Source organism: Serratia sp. CY47444, from assembly GCF_052168635.1.
Lineage (GTDB): Bacteria > Pseudomonadota > Gammaproteobacteria > Enterobacterales > Enterobacteriaceae > Serratia > Serratia bockelmannii.
On the sequence record NZ_JBJNMH010000020.1, the window covers coordinates 79,419 to 95,863 of the forward strand.

The window sequence follows — 16,445 nt, forward strand, 5'->3', positions numbered from 1 at the left end:
GACCGGGGATTATAGAGCTTTGTGGCGATATGTTCGACGGGTTTGTTGGCGCGGGCTGCGCGGGTTTGTTAGCATAGCGCGGCGCATGGCAGGCATGGCGCACCACAACGGGTAGGAATCGGCATGGCATCAAAACGCGACTGGCTGTTACAACAACTGGGTATTACGCAGTGGACATTGCGCCGCCCGAGCGTGTTGCAGGGCGAAGTGGCGGTCAGTCTGCCGCCCGAGGCGCGCCTGCTGGTGGTGGCGCAGACGCTGCCGGCGCCCGACGATCCGCTGTTTTGCGACGTGCTGCACAGCCTGGGGCTGACGCCGGCGCAAACTTACAGCCTGACGCCGGAACAGGCGGCGATGCTGCCTGAAGAGACCGCATGCAACAGTTGGCGGCTGGGCGTGGCGGAACCGCTTGCGGTCGCCGGCGCGCAGCTACACAGCCCGGCGCTGGCCGAGCTTTCCCAAGACGCGGGGGCCAAACGCGCCCTCTGGCAGCAGATTTGTCATCATGAACACGATTTCTACCCTGACGGCGGCCGATCTGGCCACGGCCTTCACCATTGAGCAAGCCAGCCACGCTTTTCCCTGGACGGAAACCACCTTCGCCAGCAATCAGGGCGATCGCTACCTTAACCTGAAGCTGAGCGCCGACGGGGCGATGGCGGGGTTCGCCATCACGCAGATCGTGCTGGACGAAGCCACGCTGTTCAACATCGCCATCCATCCGCAGTACCAGCGCCGGGGCTTTGGCCGCCTGCTGCTCAACGCGGTGATCGAACAGCTGGAGAGCCGCGGCGTGGTTACGCTGTGGCTGGAGGTGCGCGCTTCCAACCAGGCGGCGATCGCGCTGTATGAAGATCTCGGTTTCAACGAGGTCACCGTGCGCCGCAATTATTACCCGAGCGCCCACGGCCGCGAAGACGCGATCGTGATGGCGCTGCCGCTGGGGTAATCTAAAACATCCTGTTTATTGTTTGCATTCCCTTTTACAACTAAAAAGTTGTTTCTTCATTAATTTACATCAAAAAAGTTGTTTTTCACTGTCTCGACAACTAGTTTGTTGTTTATTGCTGGTGAGACAATCAATGCGTTGTTTGGAGGCGCGGATGAGAAAATTATCCGAAGTATCAGCGTTGCTGAAAGAAAAACGCAGTGAGTTGGGTTGGAGTCAAAAAGACTTTTTAATGAAGATTGGCATGACCCAACAGCAATATCAGCGTATTGAAGCGGGGAGCGATCTGCGGGTAAGCACGTTGCTACGAATATTGGCGGCGATGAATTTGGAATATGTCATCGTGCCAAAAAAGTCTGCCCGTGATGTGGAGTGCCTGCTGCAACAGGAAGTGAGTAGCGCACCGGAAGTCGGTAAGCCGCAGGATTTTGAAAAAAAACTGAAAGATCTCGAGGACTAGCTGATGAAAGGGCTGCGACAGGTTGAATCGGTACAGGCATTAGCCTTGATATTGCATGGCGTGCGTGTTGGCGTGCTGGCGCATTACAGCGGCGGCAGAAACATCCTGACGTTTGATCCACACTACCTCGCTTTGCCGGAGCGTGTTCGTCCTTTGTTTACGCTCAGGCAGAAGGCGCACGCGGGGTATCTTGAGCAAGTTTTACAGTCATCGCAGCGTCTGCCGCCCGTTTTATCCAACTTGTTACCCGAAGGCGCACTGCGCGCTTGGGTGGCACAGTCGTTGAAAGCCCATGTGAATGAGGAGTTTCCTTTAATTGCCTGGGCCGGTGGAAACTTGCCGGGAGCGCTTGAAGCACGGCCGTTGGCTGCCAGTGACATACCCGCCTGGGCGTTAAGGTCGCGCGGCGAGTTGGAAGCCGTGCAAATTGATGTTGGGATGGAGGCGCAAAAGTTTTCTCTGGCAGGGGTACAAATGAAATTTTCCTCTGTGCGCAAAGAGGGCCGCTTCAACATTTCTTCTCAGGTGGGCGCTGATAGCTGGATCATTAAAACGCCTTCAACGGTTCATCGTCATCTCCCTGAAAATGAATATACGGCAATGCGTTTGGCGCAAGCCATCGGCGTGGATATTCCTGATATTGAGCTGGTTGAACTGACACGACTTGAACACTTGCCTGATATTCGCTTGGCGGATGAACCCTATGCTTATGCCACCCGTCGTTTTGACCGCAGCGAAAGCGGGCGAGTGCATGCAGAAGATTTTGCCCAGATATTCGAGATTTACGCGCACGATAAATACCGCGGCAAAAATTACGATCAAATAGCGGCTTATCTCTATGAGTATGGCAGTGAATCTTTAGCGGATGTGCAGCAAATGGCGCGCCGTCTGTTGGCGAATATTTTGCTCGCCAATGGCGATGCGCACGTAAAAAATTGGTCCATGTTCTATCCAAACCAGACTGATATTCGGCTTTCTCCCGCTTATGACATCGTCACTACGTTGGCTTATATTCCTGGTGAGTCTGAGGCTGCGCTCAATATGGCGAAGGAAAAGCGCTGGGATAGGATCTCAATGCAAACCTTCGAACGCTGGGCTGAGCGGGTCGATATTCCCTGGTCTGCGATACGGGTGCACCTGGTGGATGCCATCGACAAGGCGCGAAATTTGTGGCCGGCCTTATTGGAAGAGCTGCCGATGGCGGACGATCACAAATCGGTATTGCGCCGGCATTGGGCCGCTTTGTCTCCCGATTTCCGCCTGCGTTAGCGGGAAATCGGATCCATTGATTGTCACCGGTTGGCAAATCGGCGAAAATGCCCGGCTGTTATCTTTTATTCACCGCTTTGCCCGGCGCCGCGATCGGCGCGTTCTGATGATGTCGCAGGGCGGACTAACCGTAGAACCTGAAAACCATGTCTCCTAGTGAATTTGCCCGCGAAGTCTCCAAAAGAAGAACTTTCGCCATCATCTCGCACCCCGATGCCGGTAAAACCACCATTACCGAAAAAGTGCTGCTGTTCGGACAGGCGATCCAGACCGCCGGTACGGTAAAAGGCCGCGGCTCCAGCCAGCACGCCAAATCCGACTGGATGGAAATGGAAAAGCAGCGTGGGATCTCGATCACCACCTCGGTGATGCAGTTCCCGTATCGCGACAGCCTGGTCAACCTGCTGGATACCCCGGGGCACGAAGACTTCTCCGAAGATACGTATCGCACCCTGACCGCCGTGGACTGCTGTCTGATGGTGATCGACGCCGCCAAGGGCGTTGAGGATCGTACCCGCAAGCTGATGGAAGTCACCCGTCTGCGCGACACGCCGATCCTGACCTTCATGAACAAGCTGGACCGCGACATCCGCGATCCGATGGAGGTGATGGACGAAGTCGAACGCGAACTGAAAATCGCCTGTTCGCCTATCACCTGGCCGATCGGCTGCGGCAAGCTGTTCAAAGGCGTTTACCACCTGTACAAGGATGAAACCTACCTGTACCAGACCGGTAAAGGCCACACCATTCAGGAAGTGCGCATCGTCAAAGGCCTGAACAACCCGGAACTGGATATCGCCGTGGGCGAAGATCTGGCGGCGCAGCTGCGCGATGAGTTGGAACTGGTGCAGGGCGCTTCCCACGAGTTCGATCAGGAGGCCTTCCTGAGCGGCGAGCTGACGCCGGTGTTCTTCGGTACCGCACTCGGCAACTTCGGCGTGGATCATATGCTGGACGGCCTGGTGGCCTGGGCGCCGGCGCCGATGCCGCGTAAAACCGACACCCGTGAAGTAACGGCGGCGGAAGAGAAATTCACCGGTTTCGTGTTCAAGATCCAGGCCAACATGGATCCGAAGCACCGCGACCGCGTGGCCTTTATGCGCGTGGTGTCCGGCCGTTACGAGAAAGGCATGAAGCTGCGCCAGGTGCGCACCGGCAAAGACGTGGTGATCTCCGACGCGCTGACCTTTATGGCCGGTGACCGTTCGCACGTGGAAGAAGCCTACCCGGGCGACATCATCGGTCTGCACAACCACGGTACCATTCAGATCGGCGATACCTTCACCCAGGGCGAAGACATGAAGTTCACCGGCATCCCGAACTTCGCGCCGGAACTGTTCCGCCGCATTCGCCTGCGCGATCCGCTGAAGCAGAAACAGCTGTTGAAGGGGTTGGTGCAGCTGTCCGAAGAGGGCGCGGTGCAGGTGTTCCGCCCGATCGCCAACAACGATCTGATCGTCGGTGCGGTCGGCGTGCTGCAGTTCGACGTGGTCGTGGCGCGTTTGAAGAGCGAGTACAACGTGGAAGCGCTGTATGAGTCGGTCAACGTGTCGACGGCACGCTGGGTCGAGTGCGACGACGTGAAGAAGTTCGAAGAGTTCAAGCGCAAGAACGAGATCAACCTGGCGCTGGACGGTGGGGACAACCTGTCCTACATCGCGCCGACCATGGTGAACCTCAACCTGACGCAGGAACGCTATCCTGACGTGACCTTCCGCAAAACCCGCGAACACTGATAACTCTGCAGGGCGCCCGGTGCGCCCTGCCAGCTCCCCGTATTCTCACTCCGCTAATTAATAAAACTTCCTCATATTTTATCCTGCGAATCGACATCGCCAAGGCGAGACGCGATTGGCCTGCGTTTTCCGCCGCATGGTCTATCTTTAACGAGATGTCCGCACATTGCTTGAGAGTAAATCACTGCAATATGCTGATTGTTTGGTGAGTTATTCTGATGTGTTGCCGATAGGAGACAGTCTGTTTCCTTAAATATCAATGAGATGACTATTTTATCGTTTCGTGTCACTTAGTCTGTCGTCAATAGGCGACAGTTTTTTGATTAAAAATCCGACTCAACGCTTCTTTTGCTTGATTTTAAAGGTGTTTATTGAGTTGGCACGGCTGTTGCAATATTCCTATCGTGAACGCTTAATCGTATAGCGATGATGAAGTATTTACCGAGAGGCCGCGTGAAGGTGGCTGAAGGGTTCCGGCACTCTGGCGCTGCGGGCCCCCAACAAAAGGAAGAGATCGATGAAAAAGACCAAATTTGCACACTCGCTGATGGCTGTTGTTTTGGGTTCTGCTTTGGTGAGCGGCACTGCGCTAGCCGAAGACAGTCTGCTCAACAAGGCGTCTAACGCCGCGGACAGTGCCGGTGCCAAAATCGATAGCTCCATGAAAAAAGTTGACGGTTACATGGATGACAGCGCGATAACGGCTAAAGTTAAAAGTGCGTTGGTGGACGATAAGACCATCAAAAGCACTGACATTTCGGTGAAAACCGAAAAAGGGACCGTGATCCTGAGCGGGTTTGTCGGCAGCCAGGCGCAGGCGGAGCATGCAGTTGCGGTTGCCGGCAAGGTGGAAGGCGTCAAAACCGTTAGCGACAAGCTGCACGTGAAAGATGAAGCCAATCAATCGATCAAATCGTATGCCGGCGACACCGCCACCACCAGTGAGCTGAAAGCCAAGCTGCTGGCCGATGACATCGTGCCGTCGCGCAATGTGAAAGTGGAAACCACCGATGGCGTGGTGCAGCTTTCCGGTGAAGTGAAAACGCAGGCGCAGTCTGAGCGTGCCGAAAGCATCGCCAAGGCTATCGATGGCGTGAAAAGCGTGAAAAACGACCTGGTGGTTAAGCAGTAATCCCGCCAGGCGCCCGTAACAAGTAACAACAAGCCGCATCTGTCGGGCCGTCAAGGCGGCCCGACGTGTACCACCAAAAAAAGAAACTGATTTGCCGTCGATGTCCCGTTGTCGGGGCGGTAGACGGCAGCGAATTTTTTCACAATGGTAAGGAGAAGCTTATGTTTCGTTGGGGCATTATCTTTTTAGTTATCGCGCTTATCGCTGCGGCACTGGGGTTCGGTTCGCTGGCGGGCACCGCCGCCTGGGCGGCTAAAATCGTGTTCGTCGTCGGCATCATCCTATTCCTGGTCAGCCTGTTCACCGGCCGCCGGCGCCCTTAGCCGGCCGGCATTTTCCCGTAAACTGTAACAAAGCTTAACTCCTTTTCTCACGTCGGGGAGGGCCGGACATGAACAGCGACATCATCGTCGGGCGCTGGAAACAGCTGAAAGGCCAGGTATGGCAGGCGTGGGCCGAATGGTCCGGCAGCGATTGCGCCTGGCTGGCCGGCAGCAACGATTTCCTCGCCGGCGTACTGCAAGAGGATTACGGAAGAGAGCGAGACGCGGTATCCTCGGAGAAAACGTCTCACTGAGGATGCCAAGTTGGGATACAGAATACCCATCACGCTCGGCAATATAGAACCGCTGGCGTCTAAACCCTTTCGGCCAGGCAAAATGGCGCTGGTCTGCGAAGGCGGCGGCCAGCGCGGCATTTTCACCGCCGGCGTGCTGGACGAGTTTCAGCGCGCGGGCTTTAACCCTTTCGATCTGTTGATCGGCACGTCGGCCGGCGCCCAGAATCTGTCTGCCTATATCTGCGGGCAGATGGGCTACGCGCGCCGGGTGATCACCCGTTACACCACTTCGGCACAGTTCTTCAATCCGCTGCGCTTCGTGCGTGGCGGGCATCTGATCGATCTCGATTGGCTGGTTGATACGGCGGCGGCTCAGATGCCGCTGGCGATGGACGTGGCGGAACAGCATTTTACCGACGGGCGCGAATTCTTACTGTGCGCCTGCCGCAGCGACGATTTCGAGCCGACCTATCTGCCTGCGCAGCGCGAACGCTGGCTGCCGGCCATCAAGGCATCCAGCGCCATTCCCGGCTTCTATCGCCAGGGCGTGGAGCTGGACGGCGTCAGCTATCAGGACGGCGGCATCAGTGATGCGATCCCGGTGGAAGAGGCCTATCGCCGCGGCGCTGACACTATCGTGGTGATCCGCACCGTGCCTTCGCAGATGTACTACACCCCGCAGTGGATGAAGCGCATGGAGCATTGGCTGAGCGACAGCAGCCTGCAGCAGATGGTGCGCATCCTGCAGCATCACGAGCAAAGCTATCACCGCATCCAGCGCTTTATCGAAAAGCCGCCGGGCAAGCTGCGCATCTTCGAGATCTTCCCGCCGAAGCCGCTGGCCAGCAATGCGCTGGGCAGCCGATTGGGAGCGCTCAATCAGGATTATCACCTGGGGCGCCGCTGTGGCCGCTACTTTCTGGCCACCGTCGGCCAGTGGATGGCACAGCCGGAGCCCGACGGCATCAAGGTGCGAAAAGCGTTGTCGCGCCGCCTGATCCAGCCGGAGAACGTCAGAATGCCTTCGCCGATCGTGACCGACATCGCCATGCCCACCGAGCGGGCGGCGCAGCCGGAGGCGGCAGTAGCGGCGCCGAAAATCATCCTGCCGGGCGATCTGCCGCCGGGTGAAGGGGGGGCGCTGTGAGTTACGCCTTTACCGATACCCACTGCCATTTCGATTTCCCGCCCTTTACCGGGCATGAAGTCGAGAGCCTGGCGCGGGCGGCAAGCGCCGGCGTGCAGCGCATCATCGTCCCGACGGTCACTGCCGATCGCTTCGCGCGGGTGCTGCGGCTGGCGCAGGAGCATGCGCCGCTGTTCGCCGCGCTGGGTCTGCACCCGCTATATATCGCGCAGCATCATGAGCCGCAGCTGGAACAGCTGGCGATGCTGTTGGCCGAACGGCCGCACAAGCTGGTGGCGGTGGGGGAGATCGGGCTCGATCTGTATATGGACAACCCACAGTTCGAGCGGCAGCAAAGCCTGCTGCTGGCCCAGTTGAAGCTGGCGAAACAGTATGACCTTCCGGTGATCCTGCATTCGCGCCGCACCCACGATCAGTTGGCCGCCGCGCTGCGGCGCATGCAGCTGCCGCGTCGCGGTGTGGTGCACGGCTTTGCTGGTAGCCTGTCGCAGGCGCAGGCGTTTATTCGCCTCGGCTATTACATCGGCGTGGGCGGCACCATCACTTATGAGCGGGCGCAGAAAACGCGCGGCGTGATGGCGCAGCTGCCGCTAGAGGCGCTGCTGCTGGAGACCGATGCGCCGGACATGCCGCTGGCCGGCTATCAGGGGCAACCGAATCGCCCCGAACGCGCCGCCGAGGTGTTTCAGACGCTGTGTGAACTGCGGCCGGAGCCGGCCAACGAGATCGCCGCCCACCTGCAACGCAATACCCAAACGCTGTTCGCCATGCCAAATTGAAGTCAACATAACGTGACTTGTATCACGTTATAAGATTTTCATTTGCGTCTCGTTGTATACATTTGTGACATAAATCGGTGCGAGGGTGACCTCGCTCAGTATAATCCCCCCGAAACTCTCCAATAGCAGACCTCTCTTCATGAGCAGGGATGTATTTTATTTTTTGCAACAGGGAAACTTTGCATGCAACTCATCATGAGTCTGGTTGGCATGGCGGTGCTGATCGCCATTGCGGTGCTGCTCTCCAGCAACCGCCGGGCCATCAAATTGCGCACCGTCGTGTGGGCGTTCATCATTCAGATCGGCATCGGCGCGCTGGTGCTGTACGTGCCGCTGGGCCGCAGCATCCTCGGCAGTATGTCTAACGGCGTGGCAAACGTTATCGCCTACGGCAATCAGGGCATTTCGTTCATCTTCGGCGGGCTGGTGTCCGACAAGATGTTCGAAGTGTTCGGCGGCGGCGGCTTCGTGTTCGCGCTGCGCGTTCTACCGGTGATCGTGTTCTTCTCCTCGCTGATTGCGGTGCTGTACTACCTCGGCATCATGCAGTTGGTGATCCGTGTGCTGGGCGGCGGCCTGCACAAGCTGCTGGGCACCTCGCGCACCGAATCGCTGTCGGCGACCGCCAACATTTTCGTCGGCCAGACCGAAGCGCCGCTGGTGGTGCGCCCGTATATCGCCACCATGAGCCAGTCAGAACTGTTCGCCGTGATGTGCGGCGGCCTGGCCTCGGTGGCCGGTTCGGTGTTGGCGGGGTACGCGCAGATGGGCGTACCGTTGGAATACCTGATCGCCGCGTCCTTCATGGCCGCGCCGGGCGGGCTGCTGTTCGCCAAGCTGATGGTGCCGGAAACCGAGCAGACCCACGATAAAGACGATGCGATGAAACTGATCGCCGAAGAAGAGCGTCCGGCCAACGTGATCGACGCGGCGGCTTCCGGCGCGGCCTCCGGCATGCAGCTGGCGCTGAACGTCGGTGCGATGCTGCTGGCGTTTATCGCGCTGATCGCCTTGCTCAACGGCATTCTCGGCGGCATCGGCGGCTGGTTCGATTACCCGCAGCTGTCGCTCGAACTGATCCTCGGTTGGGTGTTCTCACCGATCGCCTTCCTGATCGGCGTGCCGTGGAGTGAAGCGATGACCGCCGGCTCGTTTATCGGCCAGAAGATCATCGTCAACGAGTTTGTCGCCTACATGAACTTCGGCGCCTATCTGCGCCCGGACGATGTGGTGGCGGCAGAAGGCCTGCAGGTGCTGTCAACGCACACCAAGGCGATCATCTCCTTTGCGCTGTGCGGTTTCGCCAACCTCTCCTCGGTGGCGATCCTGCTGGGCGGTTTGGGCAGCATGGCGCCCAACCGTCGCCATGACATCGCGCGCTTCGGTCTGAAAGCCGTGGCGGCGGGCACGCTGTCCAACCTGATGAGCGCCACCATCGCCGGTTTCTTCCTGGCGCTGTAAGCCTTCACGGAGCCCGCGACGGCGCGACCGATCGCGGGACTCCGCCTATACTCTAAGCAACGTGGGTGTTTGTCGCCCCCGCGATCTTCAGCCGCTTCTTTAGCGAATTTGTGAACGATATCGCGTTATTTTGTGATGTTCTTCACATATAATTCCGGTCTGTTACAGTGCTATTTCATATAGTGTGACGATGAACGCGAATCGCCCCCGGCATTCGTGTTCAAATAGCTATTACTGGCCGGCCGCAAGGCGGGTGGCCATGTGCGGTGAGAAGGATCTCAGTTGCCGCCGCGGGAACGCCGTTCCCCTGCGCTATCTTCATGGAACCAAGTCCGCTCGCCAACACCCAGGTACTCAGTTGGAGAGTTTTATGACCGAATTAACCGCAGCAGCGCAACGTGCGCTGAACTTGATGGATTTAACCACGCTGAACGATGATGACACCGACGAGAAAGTGATCGCCCTCTGTCGTCAGGCCAACAGCCCGGCCGGCCACACGGCGGCCATCTGCATCTACCCGCGTTTTATCCCGGTGGCGCGTAAGGCGCTGCGCGAGCAAGGCACGCCGGACATCCGTATCGCCACCGTGACCAACTTCCCGCATGGCAACGACGATATCGACATCGCGCTGGCGGAAACCCGCGCGGCCATCGCCTATGGCGCGGATGAAGTGGACGTGGTGTTCCCTTACCGCGCGCTGATCGCCGGCAACGAACAGGTCGGCTTCGAGCTGGTGAAACAGTGCAAGCAGGCATGCCAGGCGGCCAACGTGCTGCTGAAAGTGATCGTCGAAACCGGTGAGCTGAAGCAGGCCGATCTGATCCGCAAAGCGTCCGAGATCGCCATCAAGGCCGGGGCGGACTTTATCAAGACCTCCACCGGCAAGGTGCCGGTCAACGCCACCCTGGAGAGCGCCGAGCTGATGATGTCGGTGATCCGAGATATGGGCGTGGCGAAGACCGTGGGCTTCAAGCCGGCCGGCGGCGTGCGCACCGCGGAAGACGCGCTGCATTATCTGCAACTTGCCGATCGTATTCTGGGCGAGGGGTGGGCCGACGCGCGGCATTTCCGCTTTGGCGCTTCCAGCCTGCTGGCCAGCTTGCTGACCGCGCTGGGCCACCAGACCCAGACCGCCGGCGGCGGTTACTGATCGATTTCGTTGGCGGGCGCCTGGCGCGCCCGTCTGCACCGACTCTCGGCGACACAGGGGGATGCCTTGTTCCTGGCTCAAGAAATTATTCGTAAGAAACGCGACGGCCAGCCGTTAAGCGAAGCGGAAATCCGCTTCTTCATCAACGGCATTCGCGACAACGTGGTGTCGGAAGGGCAGATCGCCGCGCTGGCGATGACCATTTATTTCCATGACATGAGCATGCCGGAGCGCGTGGCGCTCACCATGGCGATGCGCGATTCCGGCACCGTGCTGGACTGGAAGAGCCTGGCGCTGAACGGCCCTATCGTCGACAAGCATTCGACCGGCGGCGTGGGCGACGTGACCTCGCTGATGCTCGGCCCGATGGTGGCGGCCTGCGGCGGCTATGTGCCGATGATCTCCGGCCGCGGCCTGGGGCATACCGGCGGCACGCTGGACAAGCTGGAAGCCATTCCGGGCTTCAATATTTTCCCGGACGATAACGCCTTCCGCAAAATTATTCAGGACGTCGGCGTGGCGATCATCGGCCAGACCAGCTCGCTGGCGCCGGCGGACAAACGTTTCTACGCCACCCGCGATATCACCGCCACCGTGGATTCGATCCCGCTGATCACCGCCTCCATTCTGGCCAAGAAGCTGGCGGAAGGGCTGGATGCGCTGGTGATGGACGTGAAGGTGGGCTCGGGCGCCTTTATGCCGACCTATGCCCTGTCGCAAGATTTGGCGCAGGCGATCGTCGGCGTGGCCAACGGCGCGGGCTGCAAGACCACCGCGCTGCTGACCGACATGAACCAGGTGCTGGCTTCCAGCGCCGGCAACGCGGTGGAAGTGCGCGAAGCGGTGCGCTTCCTGACCGGCGAATACCGCAACCCGCGCCTGCTGGAAGTGACGCTGGCGCTGTGCGTGGAGATGCTGCTGTCCGGCGGCCTGGCGCAAGACGAGGCCGATGCGCGCGCCAAACTGCAGGCGGTGCTGGACAACGGCAAAGCGGCTGAGGTGTTTGGCCGCATGGTGGCAGCGCAGCAAGGGCCGATAGACTTCGTCGAACGTTATGATAGCTATCTGCCGGCGGCAACGCTGAGCAAGCCGGTGTATGCTGAAAAGCCGGGCATCATCAGCGCCATGGATACCCGTGCGCTGGGTATGGCGGTGGTGTCGCTGGGCGGCGGCCGTCGCCGGGCAAGCGACGCCATCGACTACAGCGTTGGCCTGACCGAGGTGGCGCGCCTGGGCGATAAGGTGGATACCCAGCAACCGCTGGCTATGATCCACGCCAACGATGAAGAGAGCTGGCAGCTGGCGGCCGATGCGGTGCGCAGCGCAATGACGCTGAGCGACAAGGCGCCGGAAGCGACGCCGGTGGTGTATAAGCGCATCACGGAATAACCCAAGAATCAGGAACGACCGCGGCTTTTTCGCGGCCGTCCAAAGCGTGAGAACACGCAGGAGAGCACAGATGAAACGTACATTTATTATGGTATTGGACTCCTTCGGTATCGGTGCCAGCGAAGACGCCGAACGTTTTGGCGATCGGGGTTCTGACACCCTGGGCCATATTGCCGAAGTTTGCGCGCGTGGTGAGGCCAACGTGGGCCGCCAGGGCCCGCTGACGCTGCCTAACCTGAGCCGTCTGGGCCTTGGCAAAGCGGCGGAAGAGTCCACCGGCAACTTCCCGCAGGGGCTGGATCGCAACGCCGATATCATCGGTGCTTACGCTTACGCCAGCGAACTCTCTTCCGGTAAAGACACGCCGTCGGGCCACTGGGAAATCGCCGGCGTGCCGGTGCTGTTCGACTGGGGTTACTTCAAGGACGAGCACAACAGCTTCCCGCAGGCGCTGCTGGACAAACTGGTCGAACGCGCCAAGCTGCCGGGCTACCTGGGCAACTGCCACTCATCCGGCACCGTGATCCTCGATCAGCTGGGCGAAGAGCACATGAAAACCGGCAAGCCGATTTTCTACACCTCCGCTGACTCGGTGTTCCAGATCGCCTGCCATGAAGAAACCTTCGGCCTGGATCGTCTGTATGAGCTGTGCGAAATTGCGCGTGAAGAGCTGACCGAAGGCGGTTACAACATCGGTCGCGTGATCGCGCGTCCGTTCGTCGGCGATAAGCCGGGCCACTTCCAGCGCACCGGCAACCGTCACGATCTGGCGGTAGAGCCGCCGGCGCCGACCGTGCTGAAAAAGCTGGTGGACGAGAAGGGCGGCGAAGTGGTGTCGATCGGTAAAATCGCCGACATCTACGCCAACGTTGGCATCACCAAGAAGGTGAAGGCGACCGGCATCGATGCGCTGTTTGACGCGACCCTGATTGAAATGGAAAAGGCCGGCGATAACACCATTGTGTTCACCAACTTCGTGGACTTCGACTCCTCTTACGGCCACCGCCGCGACGTGGCGGGCTACGCCGCCGCGCTGGAGCTGTTCGACCGCCGCCTGCCGGAGCTGCTGAAGCTGGTGAAAGACGAAGACATCATCATCTTCACCGCCGACCACGGCTGCGACCCAACCTGGCCGGGCACCGACCACACCCGCGAGCACATCCCGGTGCTGGTTTACGGCCCGAAAGTGAAACCGGGCTCGCTGGGCCACCGCGAGACCTTCGCCGACATCGGCCAGACCGTCGCCAATTACTTTGGCCTGTCGCCGATGGATTACGGTAAGACCCTGTTCTAAGCTCTGTCTTTCAAGCCGTAGCGTTGTTAGCTTCACGCGTGAACCCCAGTCGCTTACTCAAGTAAGCTCCTGGGGGTTCACCCGCTAGCTGCCTGGCTGCAACTCGACATTCAAGGCTTAGATGTTTGACGTTTTTATTAAATAAGATTTCTAAAGGAAGAAAATTATGGCTACGCCGCACATTAATGCTGAGATGGGTGATTTCGCTGACGTAGTACTGATGCCGGGCGACCCGCTGCGCGCAAAATACATCGCCGAAACCTTCCTGGAAGGCGCGGTGGAAGTGAACAACGTGCGCGGCATGTTGGGCTTCACCGGCACCTACAAAGGCCGCCGCATCTCCGTGATGGGCCACGGCATGGGCATCCCGTCCTGCTCCATCTATGCGCGCGAGCTGATTGCCGAATTCGGCGTGAAGAAGATCATTCGCGTCGGTTCCTGCGGCGCGGTGCGTGACGATATCAAACTGCGCGACGTGGTGATCGGCATGGGCGCGTGCACCGACTCCAAGGTGAACCGTCTGCGCTTCAAGGACAACGACTACGCGGCGATCGCCGACTTCGACATGGTGCGCAACGCGGTCGACGCGGCGGCGGCGCAGGGCATCCCGGCGCGCGTGGGCAACATCTTCTCCGCCGACCTGTTCTACACCCCGGATCCGGACATGTTCCAGGTGATGAAGAAGTACGGCATCCTGGGCGTGGAAATGGAAGCGGCCGGCATCTACGGCGTGGCGGCGGAGCTGTACGAAGAGTTCGGCTGTAAGGCACTGACCATCTGCACCGTGTCCGACCACATCCTGCGTCACGAAGCGACCACGGCGGCGGAACGCCAGACCACCTTTAACGAAATGATCGTTATCGCGCTGGAATCCGTGCTGCTGGGCGACAAAGCGTAATACCGCGGCGGGCGTCGTCATGGCGCCCGCCTGTCAATCTATTCATTCCGCACGGCCAGTTTTGGCTAACGCTTTACCTTTCTGCCGTTTAACGCTATTACTTCCTCTATCAATCTATTCGCCAATCTATTCATCTGATGATCACCGTTGAACAAGTTTTGCGCCATGGGCCGGCTACGGCTCGTCAACTGACAGAAGCGTTAGGCATCAGCCAGCCGACGCTATCGCGCCGTATCCGCGAACTGGCGGGCGCGGTATTGATCCTTGGTAAAGGTAAGGCGACGCGCTATGTATTGCGGCGCGGGATCGGCGGTGAGAGGCAGTTTCCGATGTATCGGGTTGATGAACGGGGTAAGGCGCACCTGTTTGCCACGCTTTGCCCGCTGTATCCTGCCGATAACTGTGCGGTGTGCGATGAGCGCAGCGGAGAGTGGCAGCTCTATGATGGTATGCCATGGTATTTGAACGACCTGCGGCCGATTGGCTTTCTCGGGCGAGCCTGGGGAAAAGCAGCGGCGCGCGAGTTGAATTTGCCGGAGGATGTGCGGCGATGGGATGAAGGCCAACGCTTGTTGGCGCTCTGCCGTTATGGCGAAGACATGACCGGCGATCTGCTGCCTGGTGCCGATAGCTATCAGCGCTGGTTAATGCGGGATACTGCCCTCGCCATCACGGTGGAAGATAAAGCCGAGCGTTACGCCGCATTGTCTGTCCAGGCGCTGGCCGGGGAACTGGTGGGCTCTTCCGCCGGTGGCGAGCAGCCCAAATTTGCCGCCTATGCTGAGCTGGCGTCTGGGCGCCGCGCGCATGTTTTGGTGAAGTTCAGCCTGGCGCCGACGCATGTCATTGCACAGCGCTGGAGCGATTTGCTGATCGCCGAGTCGCTGGCGTTGCAGACGGTCGCCGCTGCGGGATTGCCTGCCGCATCGGCGCAAATCCTGTTCGGTGCCGACCGGCAATGCTTTTTAGAGATTGAGCGCTTTGATCGCATCGCTGAAGAAGGGCGGGTAGCGATGGTGTCGCTGGAGGCGTTGGATGCCGAGTTCAGCGGCAGCGGCCATGCCAACTGGGTCGTGGCCGCCGAGAGGCTATTACAGCAAGGGGTGATCAATCACTCTGCCTACCAACGGATTGCCCTGTATTGGGCCTTTGGCCGGTTGATCGCCAATAGCGATATGCACCAAGGCAACCTGTCGTTCTTGCGGATAACCCAGCGGCCGGTCATGTTGGCGCCTTTGTATGATATGTTGCCGATGGCTTTTGCCCCGGCAAGCAGCGGTAATCTGCGCCACGACGCGGTGGAGATCCGTTTGAGCAACGAGGTGAGCGGCGCCGTCTGGCGGCAAGCGGAGCGATTGGCTCTCGAGTTCTGGCGGCAAACGGCGCAACATGACGACATCAGCGAGGCGTTCCGGGCGATTGCCGAGCAAATGTTGGTGCAACTGCAGAAGCTGCACGAGCGCATTCAGCGCCTGGCCTGAGTTACTCCTTCTTCGGCGCTTCCTGTTTTTTCTCCGGCGCATCCTCTTCGTCATCTTCCACCGTATTGCCTTCTGCCAACGGCGTGTTGGCGGTCAACAGGTACGGCGACTGCTGCCAGCGGCTGCGGCGGTGTTGCAGCAGGGTGCGCGCCAGAATGATGCCGATCGCCAGCGCCAGCAGGATCATCAGGCGCAGCAGGTTGGTGGTGTTGTCCACCTGCTTGGATTCGGTCGCCAGCACGTGGGTGTCGAGGGTGATGCGGATAAAGCCGATCGGGCCGTCTTTGCCCTGAATGGATTCGACCAACTGGTGGTTGAAATAGCTGCCGGCGCGCTTGCCGTCGAGCGACAGGCGATCGCGTATACTTATCTGTTCCCCGGCGTGGGAGACCAGCGTGCCATCCTGCTGATACACGCTGACGTCGAGAATGCGGCTGTGATCGGTGAGCTGCTTGAGGATGGCGTCGATGCGCGGGGTGTTGCCGTCGTCGTCCAGCAGCGGCGCCAGGCTGTAGGCGACCTGTTTGGTCAGCGTCTGCGCCAGCTCTTCCACCTGCTCGGATCGCGCCATTTGGTGACTCAGGCTAAAATAAGAGGCGCCCTGCATCAGCAGCACCAGCAAAGCCAGGCAAATCAGGATAATAGCGGTGCGGTGCAGGCGAAATTTCAGTTTAGCGCGAGCCATGCAGGTTCCTTGGGCATCGGGGACACTTTATGTTGCCAGAACCGCTGGCGATAGGA

17 protein-coding genes are annotated in these 16,445 nt (G+C 59.3%); 16 read left to right on the forward strand and 1 reads right to left on the reverse strand.

Annotation, left to right across the window (positions count from 1 at the left end; all coding sequences use genetic code 11):
- Nucleotides 1-123: 123 nt before the first annotated feature.
- From ACJ8IL_RS21215 to yjjJ, 16 genes are all read left to right on the forward strand, one after another.
- Entirely contained in the window at nucleotides 124-561 is a 438-nt protein-coding gene (locus ACJ8IL_RS21215) for a DNA polymerase III subunit psi (protein WP_060434175.1), read from the forward strand.
- Nucleotides 506-949, forward strand: a complete 444-nt coding sequence (gene rimI, locus ACJ8IL_RS21220; protein WP_049294806.1) for a ribosomal protein S18-alanine N-acetyltransferase — start codon at nucleotides 506-508, stop codon at nucleotides 947-949. Before ACJ8IL_RS21215 ends, rimI begins: the two co-directional genes overlap by 56 nt.
- A 154-nt stretch (nucleotides 950-1,103) precedes the next feature.
- Nucleotides 1,104-1,409: a helix-turn-helix domain-containing protein gene (locus ACJ8IL_RS21225; protein WP_442516819.1), complete on the forward strand. Its 306-nt coding sequence runs from the start codon at nucleotides 1,104-1,106 to the stop codon at nucleotides 1,407-1,409.
- 3 nt (nucleotides 1,410-1,412) lie between these two features.
- Entirely contained in the window at nucleotides 1,413-2,678 is a 1,266-nt protein-coding gene (locus ACJ8IL_RS21230; RefSeq protein WP_043136059.1) for a type II toxin-antitoxin system HipA family toxin, read from the forward strand.
- Between the two features lie 146 nt (nucleotides 2,679-2,824).
- Nucleotides 2,825-4,414 carry a peptide chain release factor 3 gene (gene prfC / locus ACJ8IL_RS21235; RefSeq protein ID WP_025305208.1) on the forward strand — a complete coding sequence of 530 codons (1,590 nt, stop codon included), beginning with the start codon at nucleotides 2,825-2,827 and terminating at the stop codon, nucleotides 4,412-4,414.
- A 517-nt stretch (nucleotides 4,415-4,931) separates the two neighbouring features.
- Nucleotides 4,932-5,546 (forward strand): molecular chaperone OsmY, encoded by a 615-nt coding sequence (gene osmY / locus ACJ8IL_RS21240; RefSeq protein ID WP_025305209.1) that lies wholly within the window; start codon nucleotides 4,932-4,934, stop codon nucleotides 5,544-5,546.
- A gap of 161 nt (nucleotides 5,547-5,707) precedes the next feature.
- Nucleotides 5,708-5,869, forward strand: coding sequence for a DUF1328 domain-containing protein (locus ACJ8IL_RS21245; RefSeq protein ID WP_004857650.1), 162 nt, complete (start codon nucleotides 5,708-5,710; stop codon nucleotides 5,867-5,869).
- Nucleotides 5,870-5,937: 68 nt separating this feature from the next.
- Entirely contained in the window at nucleotides 5,938-6,123 is a 186-nt protein-coding gene (locus ACJ8IL_RS21250) for a CsbD family protein (protein WP_025305210.1), read from the forward strand.
- 10 nt (nucleotides 6,124-6,133) lie between these two features.
- Entirely contained in the window at nucleotides 6,134-7,252 is a 1,119-nt protein-coding gene (locus ACJ8IL_RS21255; protein WP_025305211.1) for a patatin-like phospholipase family protein, read from the forward strand.
- Nucleotides 7,249-8,031, forward strand: coding sequence for a TatD family hydrolase (locus ACJ8IL_RS21260; protein ID WP_442516820.1), 783 nt, complete (start codon nucleotides 7,249-7,251; stop codon nucleotides 8,029-8,031). The genes ACJ8IL_RS21255 and ACJ8IL_RS21260 overlap by 4 nt, the downstream gene beginning before the upstream one ends.
- 183 nt (nucleotides 8,032-8,214) lie before the next feature.
- The gene (locus ACJ8IL_RS21265) at nucleotides 8,215-9,492 is read left to right on the forward strand and encodes a NupC/NupG family nucleoside CNT transporter (RefSeq protein ID WP_038630188.1); all 1,278 of its coding nucleotides are present in this window, start codon (nucleotides 8,215-8,217) and stop codon (nucleotides 9,490-9,492) included.
- Between the two features lie 370 nt (nucleotides 9,493-9,862).
- On the forward strand, nucleotides 9,863-10,642 hold the full coding sequence (gene deoC, locus ACJ8IL_RS21270) for a deoxyribose-phosphate aldolase (protein WP_025305214.1): 780 nt from the start codon (nucleotides 9,863-9,865) through the stop codon (nucleotides 10,640-10,642).
- A gap of 66 nt (nucleotides 10,643-10,708) precedes the next feature.
- Nucleotides 10,709-12,031, forward strand: a complete 1,323-nt coding sequence (deoA, locus tag ACJ8IL_RS21275; RefSeq protein ID WP_043136047.1) for a thymidine phosphorylase — start codon at nucleotides 10,709-10,711, stop codon at nucleotides 12,029-12,031.
- Nucleotides 12,032-12,101: 70 nt separating this feature from the next.
- Nucleotides 12,102-13,325, forward strand: a complete 1,224-nt coding sequence (gene deoB, locus ACJ8IL_RS21280) for a phosphopentomutase (RefSeq protein WP_043136044.1) — start codon at nucleotides 12,102-12,104, stop codon at nucleotides 13,323-13,325.
- Nucleotides 13,326-13,491: 166 nt separating this feature from the next.
- Nucleotides 13,492-14,223, forward strand: a complete 732-nt coding sequence (gene deoD / locus ACJ8IL_RS21285) for a purine-nucleoside phosphorylase (RefSeq protein ID WP_004933059.1) — start codon at nucleotides 13,492-13,494, stop codon at nucleotides 14,221-14,223.
- Between the two features lie 137 nt (nucleotides 14,224-14,360).
- Nucleotides 14,361-15,704 carry a type II toxin-antitoxin system HipA family toxin YjjJ gene (gene yjjJ / locus ACJ8IL_RS21290; RefSeq protein ID WP_230507070.1) on the forward strand — a complete coding sequence of 448 codons (1,344 nt, stop codon included), beginning with the start codon at nucleotides 14,361-14,363 and terminating at the stop codon, nucleotides 15,702-15,704.
- Between the two features lies 1 nt (nucleotide 15,705).
- On the opposite strand, the gene ACJ8IL_RS21295 is transcribed toward yjjJ, so the two are convergent.
- Nucleotides 15,706-16,389, reverse strand: a complete 684-nt coding sequence (locus tag ACJ8IL_RS21295) for a YtjB family periplasmic protein (RefSeq protein WP_197833287.1) — start codon at nucleotides 16,387-16,389, stop codon at nucleotides 15,706-15,708.
- Nucleotides 16,390-16,445: the final 56 nt, after the last annotated feature.